Raw genomic sequence first — 22,190 nt, 5'->3', positions numbered from 1 at the left:
TTAAATATTTTTCTACTATTATATAGTGGATAAATAACTACTTTAAAAGTGGATTAAGCTTGAGTCAATGAATCAAGAAAATCGTATAACTTTTTGTTCATTTCAGAATAATCGTTGGCACGTAATTGTTCAGGTGTTTGAACAAAAGGTAACTCTTTATTTTGCTTACGTAAATGGTCTTCACCGTCAGCAGCTATAAGTAAATCAATGGCTTCAGGATCAAACTCCAAGTGTGCCTGAAAGGCATAGTGTTTAGGACTGAAGCGAACAATTTGGCGTGGACAACCTTGACTAGTAGCAAGAACAACTGCATTATCAGGCAATCCAGGCATATCACCATGCCAGTGGCCAGTATTTAGGGTTTTGCCAAAACCTTTGACATGCTCATCCGCTAAACCTGCCTCAGTTAATGTTACAGGAAAAACACCAATCTCACGTTCTGGACTATGCTCGTACTTACCACCATAGGCAACAGATAAAAGTTGAGCACCTAGGCAAACCCCAACAATATAGATATCAGCAGCAATTGCTTTTTGCATGAATGCAATCTCAGCCTCTGGATCATAATAAGGAAAGGCCTGACGATCCTCATCAGGTGACTGAGGACCACCCATCACAATTAGAAAATCAATACCTACAACGGTTTCAGGAAGAATCTCTTCCTCATATACCTTGGTTGATGTGATATTATGCCCACGGTCTTGTGCCCATTTTAAATAGGCTCCTGGGACTTCAAACGTTTCGTGTAAGATAAAATGAATATTCATTGTTTTTTCTTCCATCTATTTTTTAATATCCTCGATAGTAGACTCGCTAAGATTAGTGGTACTGCTACCAGCCCTCCTTGACCAGTAAAACCTAGAACTAAGGCTATCCCAGTTAGAGGAGCATCTAAAGTTATTCCTAAAAATACGGTTGCACCGAGTAACATTCCTAGAGTAGGATTGAGGGAAAATCCCAAAGTCTCAAGACAGCTTGTCAATAAGAAACCCGTTCCGGCACCTAAAGTAAAGGAAGGGGTCAGAGTTCCTCCGTAAGAGCCCGCCCATAAAAGCAAACATACCACAAGTCCTTTGACGACAAGGATAAGAGATAGGTATGCTGAAACCCCACCTAAAAATAACCATTGTGCTAGAACCTGACCATTTCCCATGATTAAAGGATAGAAAGCTGCAATCCCACCTAGTACTATATAAGATAGCGGCATGGTCCACAGAATGCGTTTATCAGTAATACGACTTTTGCTAGCCTTTTTGGCTAAGAAGCTAAACATCATCGCCAGCGGAGTTATCACTAATACAAGAACAATAACCTGAATCAGACTAGCAGGGTCTGAGCTAACTTTACCGACTTGATACATTGCCTCCTTACCAACGATTGGTCGAGCACAATAAGCTGACAAGTAGGTTGTCACAAGAATGATAATAATATTTTTTGATTTCCAAGCAACACCTAAGGTTTCCAGAACAAACAGTGTACTGGCAAAGGGGACTTGGTAAACCGCAGCTAAGCCAGCGCCAGCCCCGCAAGCAATTAGCAATTGTCTATCAACAATATCCAAGTGCAGGGCTTTGGAGAGATTACCACCAAATAGAGCGCCTAATTCTCGAGGCGCTCCTTCTTTACCAATTGAGGAACCAGCTCCAACGATTGCAACCTGCATCAAAGCGTGTAGACTCTGGCCAAGAAAATTTGGACTCTTCTTACCAATGAGTTGCTTAGCCTTACTAATAGAAAGGAGGGACACTCGTCTCTGAAGGAAATACCAAAATAAACTAGCCAAAACACCTACTACAAGCAATACTGCAAATCGTCGAAAGGGACTTACAGAGTTAAACTGTGACAATAAATTCGATTTATCATTACCAAATACAAGAATTTGTATAAACTCCAAAAGGTAATGACAAAGAATGCCTACCAAACCTGAAGCAATACCGGTTCCAAAAACAGCTAAACTTAACCTAGTCGACTTGGGTAATGACGTTATAGGTTTTATTCCCCGAGCTATCATATTTTAGAGTTCAGCAAGAATCGCTTTTAGCAATCCTTTGAAGTCCCCTTTAACACGCTCTGTCACTTCCACCACTTCTTCGTGGTTCAATTCTTCTTGGAAACCAGCCGCAAAGTTGGTAATACATGAAATACCAAGAACTTTCAAACCAGAGTGAGCTGCGATAATAACCTCAGGAACTGTTGACATCCCAACAGCATCTGCACCAAGTGTCTTATAAGCACGGATTTCAGCTGGAGTTTCATAACTTGGACCAGTCACACCGATATAAACACCATCATCCAATTTGATACCAAGTTTATCAGCCACTTTATGAGCGGTTTCACGGTATTCAGGTGTGTAAGCTTTAGACATATCAGGGAAACGTGGACCAAAATCATCCAAGTTTTCACCGATTAATGGGTTTTGACCAGTCATGTTAATGTGGTCAGTGATGGCCATCAAAGTACCTGGGCCAAAGCCGATTCCACCTGCTGCGTTGGTTACAACAACACCTTCACATCCAAGTGCTTTCATAACACGTACAGGGAAAGTAACTACTTCAAGCGGATTTCCTTCATAAAAATGGAAACGTCCTTGAAGAGCCAAAACCTTACGTCCAGACAAAGTTCCGTAAACAAGTTTTCCAGCATGTCCGACAACCGTTGATTGTCCCCAGTTTGGAATATCCGCATAGTCAATGACAACTGCGTCTTCAACTTCTTCAGCCAACTCACCAAGTCCAGAACCCAAGATTAAACCAAACTCAGGTTTTTCAATTCCTTTGCTTTCCAAAAATGCTTGAGTAACTCTAATTTTTTCAAGTAGCGACATGTTATTTCTCCCTTAATTTTATTTCATGCTTAAAAATTGACCAATTTTTGAAAAAGTTCTCGCATTTCGAATGGTTATATCAGGATAAAAAGGTGTTTTCAATAACTTCTTATGATAAGCGGTTTGACTATAAGTTGATTTATCATATTTTACCCAGTAGACCCCAAGCTGACCAAAATGAAGTATTTCATCTTTCAACTCTAAAGTGTTAATAACCTTCTTCATTTCGTTCTTATCAAGTCTTTCAGTGAATAAGAGGACGTCTTTTCTATAGAAATCATCTTCCCACCACTTGGGTAATGAGACCACTTCATTTTGGTAATCTTCCAGAGTAAAAAGAGAAAATACCTTAATAAATGGATAAGCCTTATTTAGAAATTCCTCTAAAACTAAGAGGAGTTCCTCTTTCATCAAGGTAGAATCAAAGAAAAGATTTCCACTATTTATATAGGACGAAACATGTGACATACCGAGTTCTTCTAACTCACGACAAAATTCTTCCATGACGACCTTGTGACGACCACCAACGTTTATCCCACGAACCAAAAATGCATAGCGCTTCATTTTAGACAAGTTTATCCAAGAAGCTTTCACCAATCATGGCTTTATCTACACCAAAGTTTTCAGCGACAGTTGCTGAGATGTCAGAGAAATGACCTACTGGAATAAGTCCATTTCCTTTGAATGATGGGCTATAAGCCAAGAAAGGAATATATTCACGAGTATGGTCTGTACCTGCATAAGTTGGATCATTTCCGTGGTCTGCAGTAATCATCAAGAGATCATCTTCACGCATAGCAGCAATGATTTCAGGCAAACGTTGGTCAAATTCGTGCAAGCAATCACGGTATCCATGTGGATCACGACGGTGTCCATAAAGGGCATCGAAGTCTACCAAGTTTGTGAATGAGAAACCATGTTTGAAGTCTTCAGAAGTCATAGCTTTAATCAAATTATCAATACCGTGACTATTTGATTTGTTGTGTCCCATATCATGGTTGATACCAGCTCCGTTGAAAATATCATTGATTTTACCAACGGCATAAGTATCGATACCAGCTTCATTCAATTTATCCAAAACAGTTGGTGCAAATGGTGAAACAGCCAAATCACGACGGTTAGACGTACGAGTGAAGTTTCCAGGTTCACCAACGTAAGGACGAGCAATGATACGCCCTAGAAGAGCTGGGCGCTCAAGGGTAATTGAACGCGCATATTCACAAATACGATACAATTCATCCAAAGGAATAACGTCTTCGTGTGCGGCAATTTGAAGAACTGGGTCAGCTGAAGTATAAATAATCAATTCACCAGTTTCCATTTGACGAGGTCCAAAGTCTTCAATAACAGCTGTACCTGAGTATGGTTTATTAGCTTCACGAATGACTTTACGGCCTGAAAATTCCTCAATTTTAGTGAGAATTTCTTCTGGGAATCCGTTCCAGAAAGTATCAAAAGGTTCAGTAATATTGAGACCCATGATTTCCCAGTGACCAGTCATCGTATCTTTACCAAGAGACACTTCCTGCAATTTTGTTGCATAACCAGTTGGGTTACTTTCTGCTGGTACTGTTTTCAAAGGTGTTTCACGAGGAATATTTCCTAGACCAAGCTTAGCCATATTTGGCACATTCAATCCTACTGATTTAGAGATATGACCAAGGGTATCTGAAGCACCATCTGGCACACCTGCATTGACAAAGTCATTGGCATCTGGAGCAGCACCAATTCCTACTGAATCAAGAACGACTAAATGCATTCGGTTAAATTTGGACATAATAACACCACAAAGAGATAAAATCTTTTCGAAATTACCTCTTGCCTTTCTATATTATTTAATAGTTTGACAAAAATTAATTAGTCTTCCTCATTAAAAGTGAGGGGAAATCAAAATTGGACTAGGCCTTGACTTCAACGACCTTAACACCGTCTTTTCCTGCAACGATGACTTTGTTAACCATACCATTGAACAATCCATGATCGACAACACCTGTCATAGCTTTTAGTTCTTCACCAAGAGTTACTGGATTTTCAATCTTACCTAAATCAAGATCGATGATATAGTTCTTCATATCTGTAACAAAGCGATTACCTTCCTCCGTAAGTCGGAATGATGGCTTATAGCCCTTCGACTCAAAGACACGATAGAGACGATCAGCACCATATTGAACCACTTCAACTGGTAATTTGAAAGCACCTAATTGATTAACCATTTTTGACTCATCCACCACCCAGATATATTCTTTCGTAGGTGTAGCGACGATTTTTTCCATCAGAAGGGCACCACCGCCACCTTTAATCCCATTGAGTTGAGGGTCTACTTCGTCGGCGCCATCAACAGTAACATCAATACTGTCAATATCATCCACTGCCTTCAAAGGAATACCTAAACCTTCAGCTTGTTTAGTGGTTTGACTGGATGTCGTTACTCCAACAACACTAAGGCCTTCTTCCTTAATACGACGGCCAATTTCCTCCACGAAGAAATAAGCTGTTGACCCTGTACCGAGTCCAACAACCATTCCATCTTCAACGTATTTGGCAGCGGTTACGCCAGCGATTTTCTTAAGTTCTTCCATGCTCGTCTCCTTGCATCTTTCTATAATAGTCGTTCAAAATAATTATAACATGTTTCAACAGTAAATAGAAATGATACGAGGGAGTAAAACCTAGCAAAAATAAAAACTAGATTCTAAATAGAATCTAGTTTTGATGGGGAACTAATTTAATAGCACCACTTAATCTTCTTTACGACGTTTGAAGAATCCTACAAAGGCTGCAAAAATCATTGAAAGAAGTCCAATAAATCCAGCATTGCTAGTGTGCTCACCAGTTTGTGGCAACTCAGCTTGAGGCACTACAGGAACTTCAGTATCTGGAGTTGGTGTAGTTGGCGGTGTCACTGGAGTTGGAGGAGTAACAGGAGTCGGTGGTGTTGGTGGTACCACGTGAGACTCTCTCTCAACGACATAGTTCTTGTGCCATACAACACTTGGTTTTTCAGGAGTTTTAGGTTCTACTGGTTTAGCAGGAACTTCAACTACTTTCGGTGTTGGTGGCGTTGGTGCCGTTGGACCTGTTGGTGGTGTTGGTTCAACCGGTTTTTCTGGAACTTCAACCACTTTTGGTGTTGGTGGCGTTGGTGCCGTTGGACCTGTTGGTGGTGTTGGTTCTTGTGGTTTACCAGGTACTTCAACTACCTTTGGAGTTGGTGGCGTTGGTGCCACTGGCTCTTTTGGTGGTGTTGGTGGTGTTGGTTCTTGTGGATTGATACCAACTGTTTTAATAACTGGTTTAACCGGTGCTGTTGGTGGTGTTGGTGCCTTAGGTTCTTCAGGTTTTTCACCTGGATTCTTAGGCAAACCAAGATTAGAGTTGATTGCGAACCAATATACTGTTGGTGCACCATCAGCATTTGCACCTTCAGCAGTAAATACCAAGTGACCATTTGTCATCTTGATACCTGCACCTCCATAATAGAGGTAAGGTGAATCAGCGTTATCCCAACCTGTCAATTCAGACGTTGTCTCACCATTAAAGACTGCACCATGGTCAATGTATTGGTTATCATTGACTGATGTTACTTCTTTAGTAGCAGCATCATAAGTAACTGATGATTTTGGAATAGCGATGAATTGGTTATCACCAATATTTACATATTCTTGGTGACGTGTTGATTGGTATTTTTTCTTAGGTGTGAATGTAATCAAACCAGTTTCAGCAGAAACGCTGTACGAACCAATAACATCATCTTTATCACCAAATGTATAATCTTGGTTACCAAGAGCGTGTCCATTACCACTACCTGAAGCATTAAGAGTTGTTACATCAGATGGAATTTCACGTGAGACAACCCATTCTGAACCATTCCAGTCAGTGATAGGAACAACTACCTTAAGCGGGTTCTCATCAGAAATGTTAACAGTAGCGCCACCGAAATCAGCGTATCCAGATTTAGTAACAACTTCACCGTTTTGGATTGCCAAAGTAGAGCCATCTGCGTAAGGATTATATGTACCGCGGACAGTATTACCATTAACGTCTTTCGCTTCTACTGTAAGTGGACGTGGGCGTTCAGATGTTTCAACATAAGCTGCACCATTCCAGTGGTTTAGTGAGTTAAGTGCTACGATAGCATTACGCTCACTAAGGTTGAACATTTTACCATCTTTATCGTAAAACTCAACATCTACTGCTACTTTAACTGGTTTATCTTGATCAGTTGATGCACCAACTGTCATAGTTACTGTTGGATCCTTACTGATTTTCGCGATACCTTTTCCGTCATTTGATGGAAGGCTAACAATTTCGTAGCGGTAAACAACACGTTTGATTGCTGATGCTTCATTCTCAACAATCATGCTTGATTGGTTCAAACCATCATAAGTAACAACAAATTTGTCACCTTCTTTAACTTGAACCCACTCGTCTTCAGTATTTGTCCAAGGGCTATTTGAAACAATGTCAGATGCTTGTAACTTGTTAGAGTCATATTGGAAAACATTACTTGTGTTAAGACGCTCTTGTGCTTCTTTTGTCAAGTAGTTACTTACACCTTCAACTTTGTGTGTTGCATCGTTTTCACGTTGGAAGGTCAATTCTTGAACAACTTCAGCATCTTTAAGGTTACGATATACAGGATCATTCATGTATTTATCGTAAGCTGTTTTAGCTTCTTGGTATTGTTTAAGCGCTGTTTGGTAGACAGCTAATTTGTTTTGATACTCAAGGTATTCTTGGTCATATTTAGCTTTTTGCTCATTGTAGACAACCAAGGCTGCTTCGTATTTAGCTTTAGCATCTGCATTGTATTTTTCAATAGCTTGTTTTGTTTCAAGATCTGCTTCATAAGCTGTTTTCTTAGCGTTATAAAGTTCAAGATTCTTGTCATATGCTGCTTTTTCTACATCATATTTAGCTTTTGCTTCATTATATGCTGCCAGCTCAGTTTGATATTTAGCTTCAGCTTCAGCGTTACGTTTTTCAATAACAACTTTTTCAGCTACTTTATTATCATAATTAGCTTTTTCAGCATTGTATTTGGCCTTATCACTATTGTACTGTGCAAGAGCTGCTTCATAATCAGCTTTTGCTTGGTTATAAGTTGCCAATTCTGCTTGGTATTTAGCTGCAGAAAGCGCATTTTCTTTATCAGCGGCTTCTTTTTCTGCTACCTTAGCATCATAAGTAACTTTCTTAGTTTTGTACTCTGAAAGAGCTGAGTCATAAGCTTGCTTAGCAATTTGGTATTGCTCTGAAGCTTTATCATAAGCTGTTTTTTCAGTATCATATTTAGCCTGAGCTTCAGCATTTGTTTTATCAGCAAGTGCTTTCTCAGCTAATTTGGCATCATAGTTTGCTTTTGCTTTATCATAGTCAGCTTTATCTGACTTGTATTGTTCTTTAGCCGCTTTATAATCAGAAACGACTGTATTGATTTTCACTGCTTGTGCTTTATTATCTGCAGCAGCTGCTTCAACAGTTTCTTTGGTTTGAGCAGGTTCTTCCTTAACCTCAACCCCTTCGTTAGTTGCAGCTGTTTTTGCAGCTTCTAAGCTTGTATTTGTTACTTCACTCGTTGTAACAGTTGTGTTGCCTTCTTCAGTAACGTTAACAACTTTCTTTTCAGTTGAATCTGCTACGGCAGAAGTGTTTTCTTCAACAGCATCTGTTGCTTCAACTGCTGGTGTTGCTGAATCTGTAGTTGTTGCTACTTCATCAGCCCTTGCATTTGAAGCGCCTACTGCAAGAACTGCAGTCCCCAAAAGAACAGAAGCCGCACCAAGGCTAGACTTTCTGAGTGAATAACGTTGTAATTCCTTTTTCCCCATTTAAATTACGTCCTTCTATATTTAGTTATGTTCATATTCTAACAAAAGAAAGAACCATGTCAATTTGAGATATCTCATAAAAACAACCATTCCTTTAAATTCGATTAGATTCTTAAATTCAAATACTTTTTAATATCAAAATATTTGATAGACAAAACCCTATTATTAATAGTGTTTACGATACAAATAGGTGGTTTAATTTTATAATATCTAGTCCAATTCGCTTTAATGTTTTTTTATTGAAAAGATTATGAAAAACAATCAACTATAAGCTTTCATTTTACTTTTCATTGCGATATTTAGCTCTGGGATAGCTCTTTCACCTAAATCATGTCCTCTCCTTTCCCCTATTAGTTTTAACATTCAAACTTATTTATACCGATAATATGCAAAGAATAGGTAACAAAAAAAGACTAGATTGTCTTGCATGGCAAAACAACCTAATCTTTCATTTTATCTTATTAATGTTTACGTTTGCGAGCTGACCATAGACCTGAAAGGGCCATTGAAAGCAAACCTAGACCTGTTACAGATGCTAATTTTTGGTTAGAGTCACCTGTTTCTGGCAATACGGCGCTATTAGTTCTTTCTGTTTCTTGCTTAACAACTACAGAAGAAGTTGGTGTAACACTTGGTCCTGTAGGTGTTCCAGGAGTTTTCGGTTTTTGAGGAGTTGGTGGCGTCGTTGGTACTGGACGTGTTACGCGCTCAACAAGATAATTTTTATGCCATTTGACCTTAGGAGCTACAAGTTCTTTAGGTGAAACAGGTTTATTAGGAACATTAACTGTGACCATAGTTGGTGGTGTTGGAGCTGTTGGCTCTGTTGGTGGCGTTGGTTTTGTTGGCTCACCAGGTACCTCTACAACTACTGGTGTAGGTGGAGTCGGAGCCTTAGGTTCTACTGGAGCCGTAATCTTACGTGGCTCTACTGGCACTTCAACTAAAGCTGGAGTTGGTGGCGTTGGAGCTTTTGGTTCTGTTGGAGCCTTAGGTTCCTCTGCATCAACTGTAACCACAGTGTAGTTAGGTTCTGTCGGTGGTGTTGGCGCTTTAGGTTCTTCTGGTTTGCTTGGCTCCGCTGGAACTTCAACAACTGTCGGAGTTGGTGGCGTTGGAGCCTTAGGCTCTGTTGGAGCTTTTGGCTCCTCAGCATCAACTGTAACAACTGTATAGTTAGGTTCTGTTGGTGCCGTAGGGGCTGTTGGCGGAGTTGGTTCTGTTGGTACTGCTGGAAGAACTTCCAGTGTAATCGTTGGTGGTGTTGGAGCCTTTGGTTCTTCAGGAGCTGTTGGCTCTTTTGGTGCCTCACCTGGATTTTTTGGAATACCAACATTTGAGTTAATCGCAAACCAATATACTGTTGGTTGACCAGATGCATTAGCTCCATTGGCCATAAATACCAAGTGACCATCAGCCATCTTCAAGCCTGCTCCACCATAATAGAGGTATGGAGAAGATGGATTGTCCCAACCTTCAAGAGTCGTTGAAGATTCACCATTAAAGATAGATCCATGTTCAATGTATTGGTTATCTTTAAATGATGTCACCTCTTTTGTAGCAGAATCATAAGAAACACTTGAATTTGGAATTGGAATGTATTTATTGTTTCCAACATTTACAGATTCTTGGTGTTCTACATTTTCAAATTTCTTCTTAGGAGTAAAGATGATACGTCCTGAAGTTGAATCAATCGTATAAGAACCGATAACATCATCTTTACCATCTAATGTGAACTCATCTGTTCCAATAGAGTGACCGTTCCCAGCACCTGAAGCATTGACTGAAGTTGCGTCAATAACAGTTTCTTCACTAACTGTAAATTCACTACCATTCCACGTTGCTTTTTGTGCCACAATCTTGATTGGGTTTTCAGCAGAGATAGTGACATCAGCAGTACCAAAGTCAGCTGTTCCATTTTTAACAACAACCGCATTGTTTTCAATGCTCATTGATGAACCATCTGCATACGGATTCCAAGTTCCACGAACAGTATTACCATCTTTATCCTTGGCTTCTACTGTAAGGGCACGAGGTTTATCCCCACTATCTACATAAGAAGCACCTGTCCAGTGGTTAAGAGAGTTCAAAGCAACAATCGCATTGTGTTGTGTCAAATCAAACTTATTGCCATTACCATCATAGAATTCAATATCAACAGCAACTTTAACGGGTTTATTTTGGTCTGTTGAAGCACCGACTGTTAGTGTTACAGTTGGATCCGAGCTAACAGCTGCAATTCCTTTACCGTCATTTGATGGGAGACTCAAAATCTCATAGCGGTAAATCACGCGCTTGATTGGATGCATATCCGTATCTTCACGCATGCTTGACTGATTCAAGTTATCATAAGTAACAACAAATTTATCGCCTTCTTTAACTTGAATGTATTCAGTCTCATTATTAGCCCAAGGACTAGTTGCTACAATATCTGAAGCTTCCAATTTATTGGAATCATACTGATGTACATTGCTTGTATTCAAACGAGATTGAGCATCACGAGTGAGATAAGCACTAATACCATTGATGGTATGAATGGCTCCACCTTCACGTTGGAAAGTCAAATCTTGAACAGTTTCTACATCTTTTAAATCTTGGAAACCATTATCATTCATGTACTTATCATAGGCTGCTTTAGCATCTTTGTACTGTGCCAAAGCTGTTTGATATTCAGCAAGTTTTGTTTGGTAGGTAGCAAAATCTTTGCCGTATTGCTCTAAATCTACATTGTATTTGGCAAGCTCAACTTCGTACTTAGCTTTAGAAGCATCTTCTTCTGCTTTAATAGCAACAAGTTTATCATAGGCTGCTTTATCTTGGTCGTATTGCGTTTTCTTAGCTTGATATTCTTGTAAATCTTTGTCATATTGCGCTTTAGCTGTATTGTAAACAGCCATTTCCGCATCATACTTGGCTTTAGCATCCGCATTTGCCTTATCAGTAGCTGCTTTTTCTGCTACTTTAGCATCGTAGGCTGCTTTAGCTGTATTATAAGCTGCTAAATCAGTTTGATATTTTTCGTAAGCAGTATTGTAAGTAGCAAGATCTTTTTCATATTGTTTTTGAGCAGCCTTATCCGTAATTTCTGCTTGTGTTTTCTCAGCTACTTTCACATCATAGGCTGCTTTTTTTGTGTTGTATTCAGCTAGAGCTGCATCATACAGAGCCTTATTTGCCTTATATTCAGACAAAGCTGCGTTGTATGTGACCATTTCTGCATCATACTTAGATTTAGCTTTTGCATTAGCTGCATCAGCGGCTACTTTTTCTGCTACTTTAGCATCATAGGCTGCTTTAGCAGTCTTGTAGGCAGCCAAATCGGTTTGATATTTTTCGTATGCGGCATTATAAGTAGCTAAATCTTTCTCATACTGCTCTTGAGCAGCCTTGTTTTCAATTTCTGTACGAACTTTTTCAGCTACTTTAGCATCATAAGCTTCCTTCTCGGCATCATATTTTGCCTTGTCTTTGGTATACTGAGCCATAGCAGCTTCATAGTTCTTTTTAGCAGTTTCATAAACAGCCAGCTGTACCTTGTAATCGGCTTCTGACTTAGCATTAGCTGCATCAGCAGCTGCTTTTTCTGCTACTTTAGAATCATAAGTCAATTTTTGAGTATTATACTCTTCCAATGCTGCGTCATAGGCTTTTTTATCAGCTTGATATTTAGCTAATCCTTTTTCATAAGCAGCTTGATCAGTATCATACTGTGCTTTAGAAGCAGCGTTTGCTTTATCAGCTGCTGCTTTTTCAGCCACTTTAGCATCGTACTCAGCCTTAGCTTTCTCATACTCAGCTACATCTTTTTTGTGGTCTTCTTTTGCTTTCTGATAATCATAAACAACTGTATTAATCTCTTTTGATTGAGCTTGATTGTTAGCAATAGCCCCCTCTAGGGATGTATGCGTTTGAGGTGCAGTTTCTTCAACTTCTACCCCTTCTTTTACCGCAGAAACTTTAGCTTCCTCAAGGCTATCAGTTGTTACAACACTTGTTGTTACAGTGGTATTTCCTTCTTCTTTGACAGAAACAACTTGCTTCTCTGAATGGTCAACAGTTGTTGCCGGATCGACAGCAGAATCTGTTAGCACAGAAGCACTAAGTGGTGTATCAGTAGCAGCTGAAGTTGAAACCTCATCTGCATGTACACCAGTTGCACCCATCGCAAGAATGGTTGTACCCAAAAGAACAGAAGCAGCCCCAAAGCTATACTTTCTGATTGAAAAACGTTGTGAATCTTTTCTTCCCATATCACAAATTTCCTTCTATATTTTCTTAACACCTAAAGTCTAACACTTTTAAATTTTCTGTCAATAGAATTATCTTAATTTTCTCAAAAATTTACACTCATTTTCAATTTATAAGTATTATTTAATTGATTATTTAATTTAAAAGGATAGATAGCTTAATTTTATATGTTACTTCTTCTGAAAATTAGAATTAAGCGGCTATAGATAAGTCTAATATTAGATTTTTTATTAATTGTTTTTCCCTAATAATTTATTAAAGCATCAAAAAAAGCCCCAAAGGGCTAAAATCTTTACAATATTTGGGTATTTTCTGATAGTTGCTTCATTGATTTGAAACAATACCTAATAACAATCCGAGTGCAGATATCAGACATCATCGACTTAAGATTTTTTTAACCAAAGCCTTCAACTCTGGAACTACTTCTTCCATAAACCATGGATTTTTGGCTTGCCAAATATTATTTCGAGGAGAGGGATGAACGAGAGGGAAAAACTCTGGAAGGTAATCTTTGTAATGCTTAACTGTATCCGTTAATTTTGCCGACGATTTTTGATGTAAATAGTAACGCTGTGCATAGTTACCTACTAAAATCGTCAATTGAATATCAGGAGCTAAAGCAAGAACTTTCTCATGCCACTTGTCTGCAAATCCTTTGCGAGGAGGTAAATCACCTGATTTACCATGACCTGGGAAATAAAAATCCATTGGTACAATAGCAAACATGCCAGATTCATAAAATTCTTCGCGTGAAACCCCCATCCAATCCCTGAGATTATCACCGCTAGGATCATTCCAGTAAAGGCCGGACTCTTGGGCACGAATACCAGGAGCTTGGCCTACGATATTAATTCGTGCCGTTTTTGGAATGGTAAACAAGGGTTTTATACCTTGTTCCGTAAAAGCTTTATTTTGTTCATCGGACATGATTGCTTGTGTTAATTCTTCAAGTGTTTCCATATTTTCCTCCTCAAAAAAGAGACAAAACTGTCTCTCTTTTTTATTTGATTAACTCATAGATAGCTTCTGCATAAATGGCAGCTGCACGGTACAAGTCTTCAACCTCAGTAAACTCATTGGCTTGGTGCATAGTGTTGACATAACCAGGGAACATAGCTCCATAGGCAACACCACGTTTTAGGAGACGTCCAAATGTCCCACCACCAATAATTTGTTCATGACCTTTAAGCCCTGTTTGTTTCTCATAGACTGAAAGAAGGGTCTCTACCATAGGATCATTAACTGGTACATAGTGTGGCACATGACCATGTTCTGAGAGACTAACAGCCTTAGGACCTTCAAGTTTTTCAAGGCCGGCCTTAATACCGTCTACATCAACGCCTTGAGGGTAGCGGAAATTCAAAGCAATTGTATTATCTGCTGATTCCTTATTGAAATGAAACACCCCAGCATTCATGGTCAATTCACCCATCTTAGGATCTGTGTAAGCAAGACCTACTTTTTCACCAAAGAAATCTTTATGCAATGTTTCAGCAATTATATCCAAATACGTTTTAGCATTGCCTTGGAAATCAAATTGACTAAGGAAGAGTGCCAAGTAGGTTGCCCCATTAATACCATTTTGTGGCATCATACCATGAGCTGATTTCCCATGAATAGTCACATGGAAAACACCTGCTTCTTCGGTCACTTGACCAGTTACTTCTTGTTCGGCGACAAAGTCTGCTAATTTGGCCTCGAGTTCTTTCAAAGTGATAGGTCCAGTAAAATCTGCACTTGCTGATTCAGGAACCATATTTTCACGTAAACCACCATTAAAGGACACAAGACTAAAGTCCCCATCATTTTGACCTTCAAAATGGAGATAGGCTGTAATATTACCTTTTTCACCATTAATAATTGGGAATTCTGCATCAGGTGAGAAACCAAAATCAGGATCTTTCAATCCATTATGAGCGAAGTAATATTCCATATCGCCCCAACCAGATTCTTCATCAGTACCAACAATGAAGCGCACACGCTTAGATACTGGAAGCTCGAGTTCTTTAATAATTTTCAAGGCATAGTAACAAGCCATTGTTGGGCCTTTATCATCTGATGACCCACGGGCATAAAGTTTGCCATCTTTGATTACAGGTTCGTAAGGATCTGTATCCCAACCGCTACCAGCTGGAACTACATCCAAGTGGGCAAAGATACCCAAAACTTCATCACCTTGACCAAATTCAAAGTCACCAGCATAATTATCAATATTACGAGTTTTATAGCCATCACGTTCTGCTAAAGCAAGAAAATGTTCCAAAGCTTTTACCGGTCCAGGACCAAATGGGTGCTTATCATCAACCTTACTGTCATCACGTTCTGAGTTAATACGCAAAAGACCAAAAAGGTCCTCCATCAAAGCATCTTTGCGCTTATCAACTTCGGCACGAAAATCAATTGTCATAATTTACTCCTTACTGTCTCTAGTTAGCATTATTTTACCATTTTTAGTAAGAGTTTTCATCCCTTATAAACAAAGCCAATAAAAAATGCAATCACTTACCTATCATCACAAGATGCCTTACCATTTTGAATAGCATGTGAAATATTTCTTAAATCAGGAATGATCGAATCAAAAGTAATACTATTGCTTTCGACTAGGAACGCTTTCTCTTAGCTACCTGCCTCTTTTTATTTTAGGCATTACTATTGAAATCACTCACATTGTAGCATTGCGATATTATCATTTCAAGAATTTCCAAAAACTTTAGAATATTCTCTTAATTAATGCTATAATAGGACTATCAAAACTAAGGAGATGCATTATGCCATTTGTAAAAATTGATCTCTTTGAAGGTCGTACTGAAGAACAAAAAATCGAACTTGCTCGTGAAGTTACTGAGGTTGTATCACGTGTTGCAAAAGCCCCTAAAGAAGCTATTCATGTTTTCATTAACGATATGCCAGAGGGAACTTACTACCCACATGGTGAAATGAAAAAGAAAAACTAATCATCATTAAGCAGTCACATCTGTGGCTGCTTTTAATATTAAAAAACTGGAGTTTCTCTCCAGTTCTATACTTAAATTATAGTTGGTAATTCATCATCGTCTTCAAAATTCTCTACGACTTCTTCACCAGGCAATGGATTTTGCAATTTTCCCAAGATAAAGCGTGAGATGGGACCAACTACTAGAAAATTAAGTGGTAAGGCCATGATCACATTTGTCAACCAAGCACGACCATAGGATAAGAGCGTCACCGACTGACCGTTGTACACTAATCCATAGAGCGACATAAAGGTTACCATGAATAGCGCCATGGTTCCAGAAATCGCCAAAATCTTCGCCCATCGTTTATCATGGGCTTTTACTTTATGTAAAATTGCAAATGCTATTATCTTAGCTAGTGGTCCCACCAAAAGCATATCCAGTAAGAAAGCAACTACAAATCCCGGAAGATAACCTTGGAAAAAGTGACCCCAAGCAAAGGGAACAACTCCAGTCCAATCAAGGATGAGAAGATTCCAGAGACTCATCCCACAGACCATCATTCCACACATTAAAATCGTAAAAAGCAAAGGTTCTTTAAAATTACGAGGCATTAAAATTCTCCATTTCAAAAAGTTCTCTTTCAGCATATCAAAAATTTTTATTCCTCGTAAGTTAAATTTTTCTCATGAAAACGTATTATTTAAGGATAGTTTCCATTTCTGTATATCTCGGTTTCATACCTAAACGTTCGTAAAAACGTACAGCACCCGCATTATCATTCCATACGTGAAGTGTCAGATTATAACAACCTAACTCCTTAGCATAGTCCAAGGCAAATTGATAAAGCTTCTCTCCCAATTTTTGACCTCGAGCATCCTTATCAACGCATAAATCATCAATAAAAAGAGTCTTAACAGCCTTTAGTGGACCATTATTATCAGATACTTCTTTAATCATTAAGAATAGATGACCTAAGATATGGCCTTCTTCATCCTCATATACAAAAATAGGTTTATTTGGATCATTAATCACTGCTTCTAAGTCTGCATCTGTAAATTTACTGCCCTCTGCCTTAAAAACATCAGGACGTGCATAATGATGCACTAGAAGAATCTGCCCCAATAACTCCTGTAATCTTGGAATATCTTCTGCTCTTGCTAAACGAATCATAATTACCTCCATAAAAAAAGATGGGTAAAACCCATCTTAATTCTTATTTACCAATTTTTGCTTTAGCTGCATCTGCAAGAGCTGTGAAAGCTGCTGCATCGTTAACTGCCAAATCAGCAAGCATTTTACGGTTAACTTCGATTTCAGCCAATTTCAAACCGTGCATCAATTGTGAGTATGACAAACCGTTCAAACGAGCTGCTGCATTGATACGTGTAATCCAAAGTTTACGGAAATCACGTTTCTTTTGACGACGGTCACGGTATGCATAGTAGTAAGAGTTCATTACTTGTTCTTTTGCAGTACGGAACAAGATGTGTTTTGCACCATAGTAACCTTTAGCAAGTTTCAATACACGTTTACGACGTTTGCGTGATACAACGCCACCTTTAACACGAGCCATTTATATATTCCTCCGAATTAATTCTAGTTTAGTTAATTTGTAATGCTTGTAGCGGATTAACGCATTTGTGAAAGCATTGATTTGATACGTTTAAAGTCACCTGAATGTACCATTGACGCTTTACGAAGGTGACGACGTTGTTTTTTAGTTTTACCGTGGAAACGGTGAGATGTGAAGGCACGGAAGCGTTTCAATCCACCTGAACCTGTACGTTTGAAACGTTTAGCTGATGCGCGGTGTGTTTTTTGTTTTGGCATTTTAAAATTCTCCTCTTAAAATAGTGTTAGTTTGACAATTATTTTTTGTCAGGAATTGGTGCAAGTTGCATGAACATTTGACGTCCATCCATCTTCGCTCTTTGCTCAATAATCGCAATATCTTGCGTTTTTTCAGCAAATTCCGCCAAGACCTTAGCTCCGATTTCTTTGTGAGTAATCATACGACCTTTGAATCGGATAGAAACTTTAACCTTGTTTCCTTTTTCAAGGAACTTACGGCCGTTACGAAGTTTAGTTTCAAAGTCACCTTTATCAATAACTGGACTCAAACGAACTTCCTTAACGGTAACAACGCTTTGTTTCTTACGTTGTTCTTTTTGTTTCTTTTGATACTCAAATTTGAACTTACCATAGTCCATAATCTTCGCAACAGGTGGCGTAGCTTGTGGTTGGATGAGAACCAAGTCAACATTTGCATCATCTGCAATAGCTTGCGCTTCTGACAATGGTTTAATTCCCAATTGTTCACCATCAAGACCAACAAGACGAACTTCGCGAACGCGAATTTCATCGTTAATGAATAGATCTTTCTTAGCTATGATCTTCACCTCTTTATTTTTTTAGAGAAAAACAAAGCGGACTTGATATACAAGCCCGCACACATAATATCCCTATAGGGATTTGACATGTTGGGCCAGACAACCTAAGTCGCAAGGCGAGAAGTTCTCACTTCTGCTTTTCTCATTGTTAATAGTATAACAAGTGAGTCATCCTTTGTCAATAATTTTTTTTGCTTTTTCTTGAATAAATTCCACAACACCATCAATAGATACACCTGTAGTGTCAAAAGTGATGGCATCTTCCGCTGGTTTAAGAGGTGAAACCTTACGATGGCTATCTTTATAGTCACGTTCAGCAATTTCTTTTTTTAGAGTCTCAAGGTCAGCGGGAATACCTTTTTCGATATTTTCCTTATAACGGCGTTCCGCACGTTCATCAACTGAAGCAATCAAGAAAATCTTAAGTTCTGCATCAGGCAAAACCACGGTCCCAATATCACGACCATCCATGATAATAGCACCATCTTGAGCAATACGTTGTTGTTGGGCAACGAGTTCTTGACGCACTTCAGGAATAGCTGCTACCCAAGAAACATTATTTGTGACTTGGTTATCACGAATGGGGTGTGTAATATCAACATCACCTACATAAACTTGCTGACTACCATCTGCTGCTTTTCCGAATGAAATCGGATGTTGAGATAGTTGCTCCAAAATTTCTGGTACATTTTCTTCAGTCAAACCATTCTGCAAGGCCAAATAAGTTGCAGATCGGTACATAGCACCTGTGTCAAGATAAGTATAGCCAAGATTTTTTGCAATAATCTTGGCTACTGTACTTTTTCCACTTGACGCAGGACCATCAATAGCAATTCTAATATCTTTCATGATGTTCCTTTGCTTTTAAAATTATTGAACGTTAACGACGTCACCTGGGTTAGCATACCAGTAACCACTTGTCATGTGATCAGGGTTAAGACGTTCCAACTCATCTACAGAGATACCTGCACGTGCAGCGATAGAACCAGCACCTTCACCAGATTGAACAACAATTGATGAACCATCTGCTGCTGCCGTAGCACTTGATGGTGCTGTCTCAGCTGACTCAGTTGCATCTTCTTTTTCTACATGTTTAGAAGAGCTTGATGCTTTAGTTGAAGATGATTTCTCTTTTGAAGATTTTTCTGTAGTAGATTTCTCACTTTCTTCATCTTTGTTTGAGTCTTTCTCGCTAGATGAAGATTTAACAACTTTGCTAGTTGAAGATGAGTAGAATCCAGATGATTCCTTAGATTCCGCAGTTTTGTTTCCACCGACATTTGAAGTATAGAAAACAAAGAACAAAATACATACAACAATAACAAAGAATAATCCAAGTAAGACTGTCAAGAATGATGAATTAATGAAGCCGCCACCTTTTTCGCGTTTTTCATCTGAAGGAGTGACATCCTCTTCTTCTTCATAATCCTCAAACTCATCTTCATCATCTAGAAAATCAGCGTCAACTACTTCTTCCAACTCTTCGTCAGAAACCTTATCTTCCCATGGTTTTTTACTCATGATATTCTCCTTGTAAAAACAATAAATCTATTTTAAAATAATACTATGAAAGTATCATTAATTCCAGAAAAATGTATCGCTTGTGGTTTGTGCCAAACCTACTCTCCCGTCTTTGATTATAATGACGAAGGTATTGTTAGGTTCAGAGACAGCGACCAACTCAATCAAATTATTGAAAATAGCCCTGAGACTTTGACTGCCGTCAAGTCTTGTCCCACTAAAGCCCTTATTTGCGAAGTTTAAGCTTCAGGGCTTTTTTTGATTCCTCATAAAAGGCAAAGTAATCAAAGTTTGTCATGTGATCCAATAACTCTACCTCACCTTTGAAATCAGGGTGAAGGGCTAATGCATCTAAGAAATATTTTTTAGGCCACTTCCTCATATAAAATTGACGTTTCTTGCCATTTTTAAAGATGAGACATAGACCAGTTTTGACAACTTCTACCTTTTCGATGTCACTAATCTTTACCTTGCGTGGTTTAAAAATGTTGAATGAAACAATTCGTAGAATTCCATGGTCTTCAATAATGAAGTAACGATGGAAACCTAAACCAAACAAGGCAACGAAAATAGTGAAGAGCATCAAAATATGTGAGGGCACCGAGTACAACTCGAACAGAAGGGCCGCCGCAATAAAGATTGGCGTGACGGCTAAAGACCAGTAGATAATCAGCCAAGATAATTCGGGTTGCCAATGGTAACGATACTTGCCGAAAATTTTAATCATCTCAGCACCTCCATTACTTCTAATTTTACCATAAAATCAGTATTTAGCAAGCTCAATTAAGGTTTACTGACAATTCCAAGAATAACATCTACGGCTTTTTCCATTGTCTGCAAGGAAACGAACTCATATCGACCGTGCATATTTTCGCCACCAGCAAAAAGGTTTGGAGTTGGAATACCCATAAATGAAATCTTGGAACCATCTGTTCCGCCACGAATAGGTTCAATAACTGGCGTAATATCCAATTCCTCCATAATACCCTTAGCCAACTCAACAGGCGTCATATCTTTTTCAATCACCTGACGCATATTATAGTATTGATCTTTAAGTACCAAATCAACTCGTGTCTGACCGTAAGCTTTATTCATTTCATCGGCAATTTTTTGGAAGACTGCTTTACGATTTTCAAAAGACTCTGTTTCAAAATCACGGATGATATAAGAAGATTTTGCTTCCTCAACAGTACCTGTCATGGTTTGAAGATGGTTGAAACCTTGATAGCCATCTGTCAACTCAGGGCGTTCTTCTGCTGGCAACTGATTATGAAAATCAATTGCCAACTGCAGGGCATTAACCATTTGGTCTTTTGCTGTTCCAGGGTGGACATTGCGTCCGTGGAAGGTAAGTTCTGCTCCTGCTGCAGAGAAGGTTTCATACTGTAATTCACCCAAAGGTCCACCGTCAACTGTGTAGGCAAAATCGACATCAAAATCATCAACATCAAATTTATCTGCACCAATCCCAATTTCTTCATCAGGACCAAAACCTACACGAATCTCACAATGTTTGATTTCAGGATGTGCCTTCAAATAAGCCAAGGCTGTCATAATCTCAGCAATACCTGACTTATCATCAGCCCCAAGAAGAGTAGTCCCATCTGTCGTAATAAGCGTCTGACCGACATAATTCTTAAGATTTGGAAAATCAGCTGGGTCTAGGTTATAACCTGAATTTCCAAGGGGAATGATACCTCCATCATAAGAGTCAATGACTTGTGGTGACACTCCCTCTGCATTAAAATCAGCAGTATCCATATGAGAGATGAAACCAATCTTACGTGTTAACTTGTCATCGTTGGCCGGAAGGGTTGCCACTAGGTAACCATTACTTTCCAAATAATGAATGTTACTTAAACCCAGTTCTTCTAATTCTGGTTTTAAAACCTTCAAGGCAAAATCCACCTGGCTTTGTGTTGTTGGCGTTCTTGTTGCATTTTCATCACTACGTGTATTGATTTTGACGTAACGTAAAAAACGCTCTAAGAGTAAATCGTAAGCCATAAGCACTCCTTTTGTTGTATTTAGTATTTACCTCAATTATAGCATAAAAACCCATCATTATGATGGGTTAACGTAAAACTTAAACTTTAGATTCTTTTTCGTAGTAAGACTTAATCCCTGCTACAATTGCGTTAGCTAAAGTCTCCTGGTAAGCAGAGGTATTCAAACGAGCGGCTTCTTGAGGATTTGACAAGAAACCAAGTTCAAGAAGGACTGCTGGAGCTGTTGTCTCACGCAAGACCGCAAAGGTTTGACGTTTCACGCCTTGGTTCTGAGCACCAGTCGCATTAATCAAGCTAGACTGGATGGCATTGGCCAAGGTATCACTCATGCTCAATCGAGTTGAATTGGCATGGTAGGTCGCATTAATACGTGATGGATATTCTGCATAAGGTTGGTAATAATAAGTCTCAATACCCTGTGCTGCAGAACT

General features: G+C 38.9%; 22 protein-coding genes and 1 other annotated feature. Of the genes, 2 read left to right on the top strand and 20 right to left on the bottom strand.

All coding sequences use genetic code 11. The features are described from left to right. Positions 1-53: 53 nt before the first annotated feature. The 10 genes from H7T93_RS09170 to pepV form a co-directional block, all read right to left on the bottom strand. The gene (locus tag H7T93_RS09170) at positions 54-767 is read right to left on the bottom strand and encodes a type 1 glutamine amidotransferase (protein WP_037600658.1); all 714 of its coding nucleotides are present in this window, start codon (positions 765-767) and stop codon (positions 54-56) included. Beyond that, entirely contained in the window at positions 764-2,011 is a 1,248-nt protein-coding gene (locus H7T93_RS09165) for a chloride channel protein (RefSeq protein ID WP_037600559.1), read from the bottom strand. The genes H7T93_RS09170 and H7T93_RS09165 overlap by 4 nt, the downstream gene beginning before the upstream one ends. A gap of 3 nt (positions 2,012-2,014) precedes the next feature. Then, the gene (locus tag H7T93_RS09160) at positions 2,015-2,824 is read right to left on the bottom strand and encodes a purine-nucleoside phosphorylase (protein WP_037600556.1); all 810 of its coding nucleotides are present in this window, start codon (positions 2,822-2,824) and stop codon (positions 2,015-2,017) included. Between the two features lie 18 nt (positions 2,825-2,842). After that, positions 2,843-3,388, bottom strand: a complete 546-nt coding sequence (locus tag H7T93_RS09155; RefSeq protein ID WP_037600553.1) for a DUF1697 domain-containing protein — start codon at positions 3,386-3,388, stop codon at positions 2,843-2,845. Between the two features lies 1 nt (position 3,389). After that, a complete protein-coding gene (locus H7T93_RS09150) occupies positions 3,390-4,601 on the bottom strand; it encodes a phosphopentomutase (RefSeq protein WP_002884873.1) in 1,212 nt (403 codons plus the stop codon). Between the two features lie 121 nt (positions 4,602-4,722). After that, positions 4,723-5,403 carry a ribose-5-phosphate isomerase RpiA gene (rpiA, locus tag H7T93_RS09145; protein WP_037600550.1) on the bottom strand — a complete coding sequence of 227 codons (681 nt, stop codon included), beginning with the start codon at positions 5,401-5,403 and terminating at the stop codon, positions 4,723-4,725. 159 nt (positions 5,404-5,562) lie between these two features. Beyond that, the gene (locus tag H7T93_RS09140) at positions 5,563-8,655 is read right to left on the bottom strand and encodes a GbpC/Spa domain-containing protein (protein ID WP_037600547.1); all 3,093 of its coding nucleotides are present in this window, start codon (positions 8,653-8,655) and stop codon (positions 5,563-5,565) included. A 461-nt stretch (positions 8,656-9,116) separates the two neighbouring features. Beyond that, on the bottom strand, positions 9,117-12,905 hold the full coding sequence (locus H7T93_RS09135) for a GbpC/Spa domain-containing protein (protein WP_175057579.1): 3,789 nt from the start codon (positions 12,903-12,905) through the stop codon (positions 9,117-9,119). A 373-nt stretch (positions 12,906-13,278) separates the two neighbouring features. Further along, the gene (locus H7T93_RS09130) at positions 13,279-13,863 is read right to left on the bottom strand and encodes a uracil-DNA glycosylase family protein (protein WP_195918231.1); all 585 of its coding nucleotides are present in this window, start codon (positions 13,861-13,863) and stop codon (positions 13,279-13,281) included. 40 nt (positions 13,864-13,903) lie between these two features. Then, entirely contained in the window at positions 13,904-15,310 is a 1,407-nt protein-coding gene (gene pepV / locus H7T93_RS09125) for a dipeptidase PepV (RefSeq protein ID WP_195918230.1), read from the bottom strand. A gap of 361 nt (positions 15,311-15,671) precedes the next feature. On the opposite strand from pepV, the gene H7T93_RS09120 reads away from it, so the two are divergent. Continuing rightward, complete coding sequence (locus H7T93_RS09120) at positions 15,672-15,857, top strand: 4-oxalocrotonate tautomerase (RefSeq protein ID WP_002885057.1); 186 nt, start codon at positions 15,672-15,674, stop codon at positions 15,855-15,857. A 71-nt stretch (positions 15,858-15,928) separates the two neighbouring features. Here H7T93_RS09120 and H7T93_RS10015 read toward each other — a convergent pair whose 3' ends face one another. The 7 genes from H7T93_RS10015 to H7T93_RS09085 form a co-directional block, all read right to left on the bottom strand. Beyond that, on the bottom strand, positions 15,929-16,450 hold the full coding sequence (locus tag H7T93_RS10015; protein ID WP_155123991.1) for a DUF2798 domain-containing protein: 522 nt from the start codon (positions 16,448-16,450) through the stop codon (positions 15,929-15,931). 85 nt (positions 16,451-16,535) lie between these two features. Next, complete coding sequence (locus H7T93_RS09110; RefSeq protein ID WP_195918229.1) at positions 16,536-17,009, bottom strand: GNAT family N-acetyltransferase; 474 nt, start codon at positions 17,007-17,009, stop codon at positions 16,536-16,538. 43 nt (positions 17,010-17,052) lie between these two features. Then, the gene (gene rplT / locus H7T93_RS09105) at positions 17,053-17,412 is read right to left on the bottom strand and encodes a 50S ribosomal protein L20 (protein WP_195918228.1); all 360 of its coding nucleotides are present in this window, start codon (positions 17,410-17,412) and stop codon (positions 17,053-17,055) included. Between the two features lie 56 nt (positions 17,413-17,468). Continuing rightward, positions 17,469-17,669: a 50S ribosomal protein L35 gene (gene rpmI, locus H7T93_RS09100; protein ID WP_002885093.1), complete on the bottom strand. Its 201-nt coding sequence runs from the start codon at positions 17,667-17,669 to the stop codon at positions 17,469-17,471. Positions 17,670-17,707: 38 nt separating this feature from the next. Beyond that, complete coding sequence (gene infC, locus H7T93_RS09095) at positions 17,708-18,238, bottom strand: translation initiation factor IF-3 (protein WP_002885108.1); 531 nt, start codon at positions 18,236-18,238, stop codon at positions 17,708-17,710. 13 nt (positions 18,239-18,251) lie between these two features. Next, positions 18,252-18,374 (bottom strand) — a sequence feature (ribosomal protein L20 leader region). Between the two features lie 23 nt (positions 18,375-18,397). Continuing rightward, entirely contained in the window at positions 18,398-19,078 is a 681-nt protein-coding gene (gene cmk, locus H7T93_RS09090) for a (d)CMP kinase (RefSeq protein ID WP_002885119.1), read from the bottom strand. Between the two features lie 21 nt (positions 19,079-19,099). Beyond that, positions 19,100-19,750 carry an SAG1386/EF1546 family surface-associated protein gene (locus H7T93_RS09085; RefSeq protein ID WP_145516913.1) on the bottom strand — a complete coding sequence of 217 codons (651 nt, stop codon included), beginning with the start codon at positions 19,748-19,750 and terminating at the stop codon, positions 19,100-19,102. Between the two features lie 45 nt (positions 19,751-19,795). Between H7T93_RS09085 and H7T93_RS09080 the strand changes: the two genes are divergently transcribed. Then, positions 19,796-19,993 (top strand): ferredoxin, encoded by a 198-nt coding sequence (locus tag H7T93_RS09080; RefSeq protein ID WP_195918227.1) that lies wholly within the window; start codon positions 19,796-19,798, stop codon positions 19,991-19,993. On the opposite strand, the gene H7T93_RS09075 is transcribed toward H7T93_RS09080, so the two are convergent. The 3 genes from H7T93_RS09075 to H7T93_RS09065 form a co-directional block, all read right to left on the bottom strand. Then, a complete protein-coding gene (locus H7T93_RS09075) occupies positions 19,977-20,477 on the bottom strand; it encodes an EbsA family protein (RefSeq protein WP_145516914.1) in 501 nt (166 codons plus the stop codon). The two genes, H7T93_RS09080 and H7T93_RS09075, sit on opposite strands and share 17 nt — an antisense overlap. A 56-nt stretch (positions 20,478-20,533) precedes the next feature. Next, entirely contained in the window at positions 20,534-21,757 is a 1,224-nt protein-coding gene (pepT, locus tag H7T93_RS09070) for a peptidase T (RefSeq protein ID WP_070578536.1), read from the bottom strand. A gap of 79 nt (positions 21,758-21,836) precedes the next feature. After that, positions 21,837-22,190 (bottom strand): N-acetylmuramoyl-L-alanine amidase family protein (locus tag H7T93_RS09065; RefSeq protein WP_201041885.1); only part of this gene is annotated, 354 nt, incomplete at its 5' end.

Source organism: Streptococcus sp. 9.1 (assembly GCF_016648815.1).
Lineage (GTDB): Bacteria > Bacillota > Bacilli > Lactobacillales > Streptococcaceae > Streptococcus > Streptococcus salivarius_E.
This window is presented reverse-complemented; position numbering and strand designations above follow the sequence as displayed.

Bases quoted from the DNA above. Each gene is read 5' to 3' on its own strand.
- rpiA (WP_037600550.1), bottom strand. From the start codon at position 5,403: ATGGAAGAACTTAAGAAAATCGCTGGCGTAACCGCTGCCAAATACGTT.
- H7T93_RS09110 (WP_195918229.1), bottom strand. From the start codon at position 17,009: ATGATTCGTTTAGCAAGAGCAGAAGATATTCCAAGATTACAGGAGTTA.
- H7T93_RS09075 (WP_145516914.1), bottom strand. From the start codon at position 20,477: ATGATTAAAATTTTCGGCAAGTATCGTTACCATTGGCAACCCGAATTA.
- H7T93_RS09155 (WP_037600553.1), bottom strand. From the start codon at position 3,388: ATGAAGCGCTATGCATTTTTGGTTCGTGGGATAAACGTTGGTGGTCGT.
- H7T93_RS09140 (WP_037600547.1), bottom strand. From the start codon at position 8,655: ATGGGGAAAAAGGAATTACAACGTTATTCACTCAGAAAGTCTAGCCTT.
- H7T93_RS09170 (WP_037600658.1), bottom strand. From the start codon at position 767: ATGAATATTCATTTTATCTTACACGAAACGTTTGAAGTCCCAGGAGCC.
- pepV (WP_195918230.1), bottom strand. From the start codon at position 15,310: ATGACAATTGATTTTCGTGCCGAAGTTGATAAGCGCAAAGATGCTTTG.
- H7T93_RS09120 (WP_002885057.1), top strand. From the start codon at position 15,672: ATGCCATTTGTAAAAATTGATCTCTTTGAAGGTCGTACTGAAGAACAA.
- H7T93_RS09130 (WP_195918231.1), bottom strand. From the start codon at position 13,863: ATGGAAACACTTGAAGAATTAACACAAGCAATCATGTCCGATGAACAA.
- H7T93_RS09150 (WP_002884873.1), bottom strand. From the start codon at position 4,601: ATGTCCAAATTTAACCGAATGCATTTAGTCGTTCTTGATTCAGTAGGA.
- pepT (WP_070578536.1), bottom strand. From the start codon at position 21,757: ATGGCTTACGATTTACTCTTAGAGCGTTTTTTACGTTACGTCAAAATC.
- H7T93_RS09160 (WP_037600556.1), bottom strand. From the start codon at position 2,824: ATGTCGCTACTTGAAAAAATTAGAGTTACTCAAGCATTTTTGGAAAGC.
- rpmI (WP_002885093.1), bottom strand. From the start codon at position 17,669: ATGCCAAAACAAAAAACACACCGCGCATCAGCTAAACGTTTCAAACGT.
- H7T93_RS10015 (WP_155123991.1), bottom strand. From the start codon at position 16,450: ATGCCTCGTAATTTTAAAGAACCTTTGCTTTTTACGATTTTAATGTGT.
- cmk (WP_002885119.1), bottom strand. From the start codon at position 19,078: ATGAAAGATATTAGAATTGCTATTGATGGTCCTGCGTCAAGTGGAAAA.
- H7T93_RS09165 (WP_037600559.1), bottom strand. From the start codon at position 2,011: ATGATAGCTCGGGGAATAAAACCTATAACGTCATTACCCAAGTCGACT.
- H7T93_RS09080 (WP_195918227.1), top strand. From the start codon at position 19,796: ATGAAAGTATCATTAATTCCAGAAAAATGTATCGCTTGTGGTTTGTGC.
- rplT (WP_195918228.1), bottom strand. From the start codon at position 17,412: ATGGCTCGTGTTAAAGGTGGCGTTGTATCACGCAAACGTCGTAAACGT.
- H7T93_RS09085 (WP_145516913.1), bottom strand. From the start codon at position 19,750: ATGAGTAAAAAACCATGGGAAGATAAGGTTTCTGACGAAGAGTTGGAA.
- H7T93_RS09135 (WP_175057579.1), bottom strand. From the start codon at position 12,905: ATGGGAAGAAAAGATTCACAACGTTTTTCAATCAGAAAGTATAGCTTT.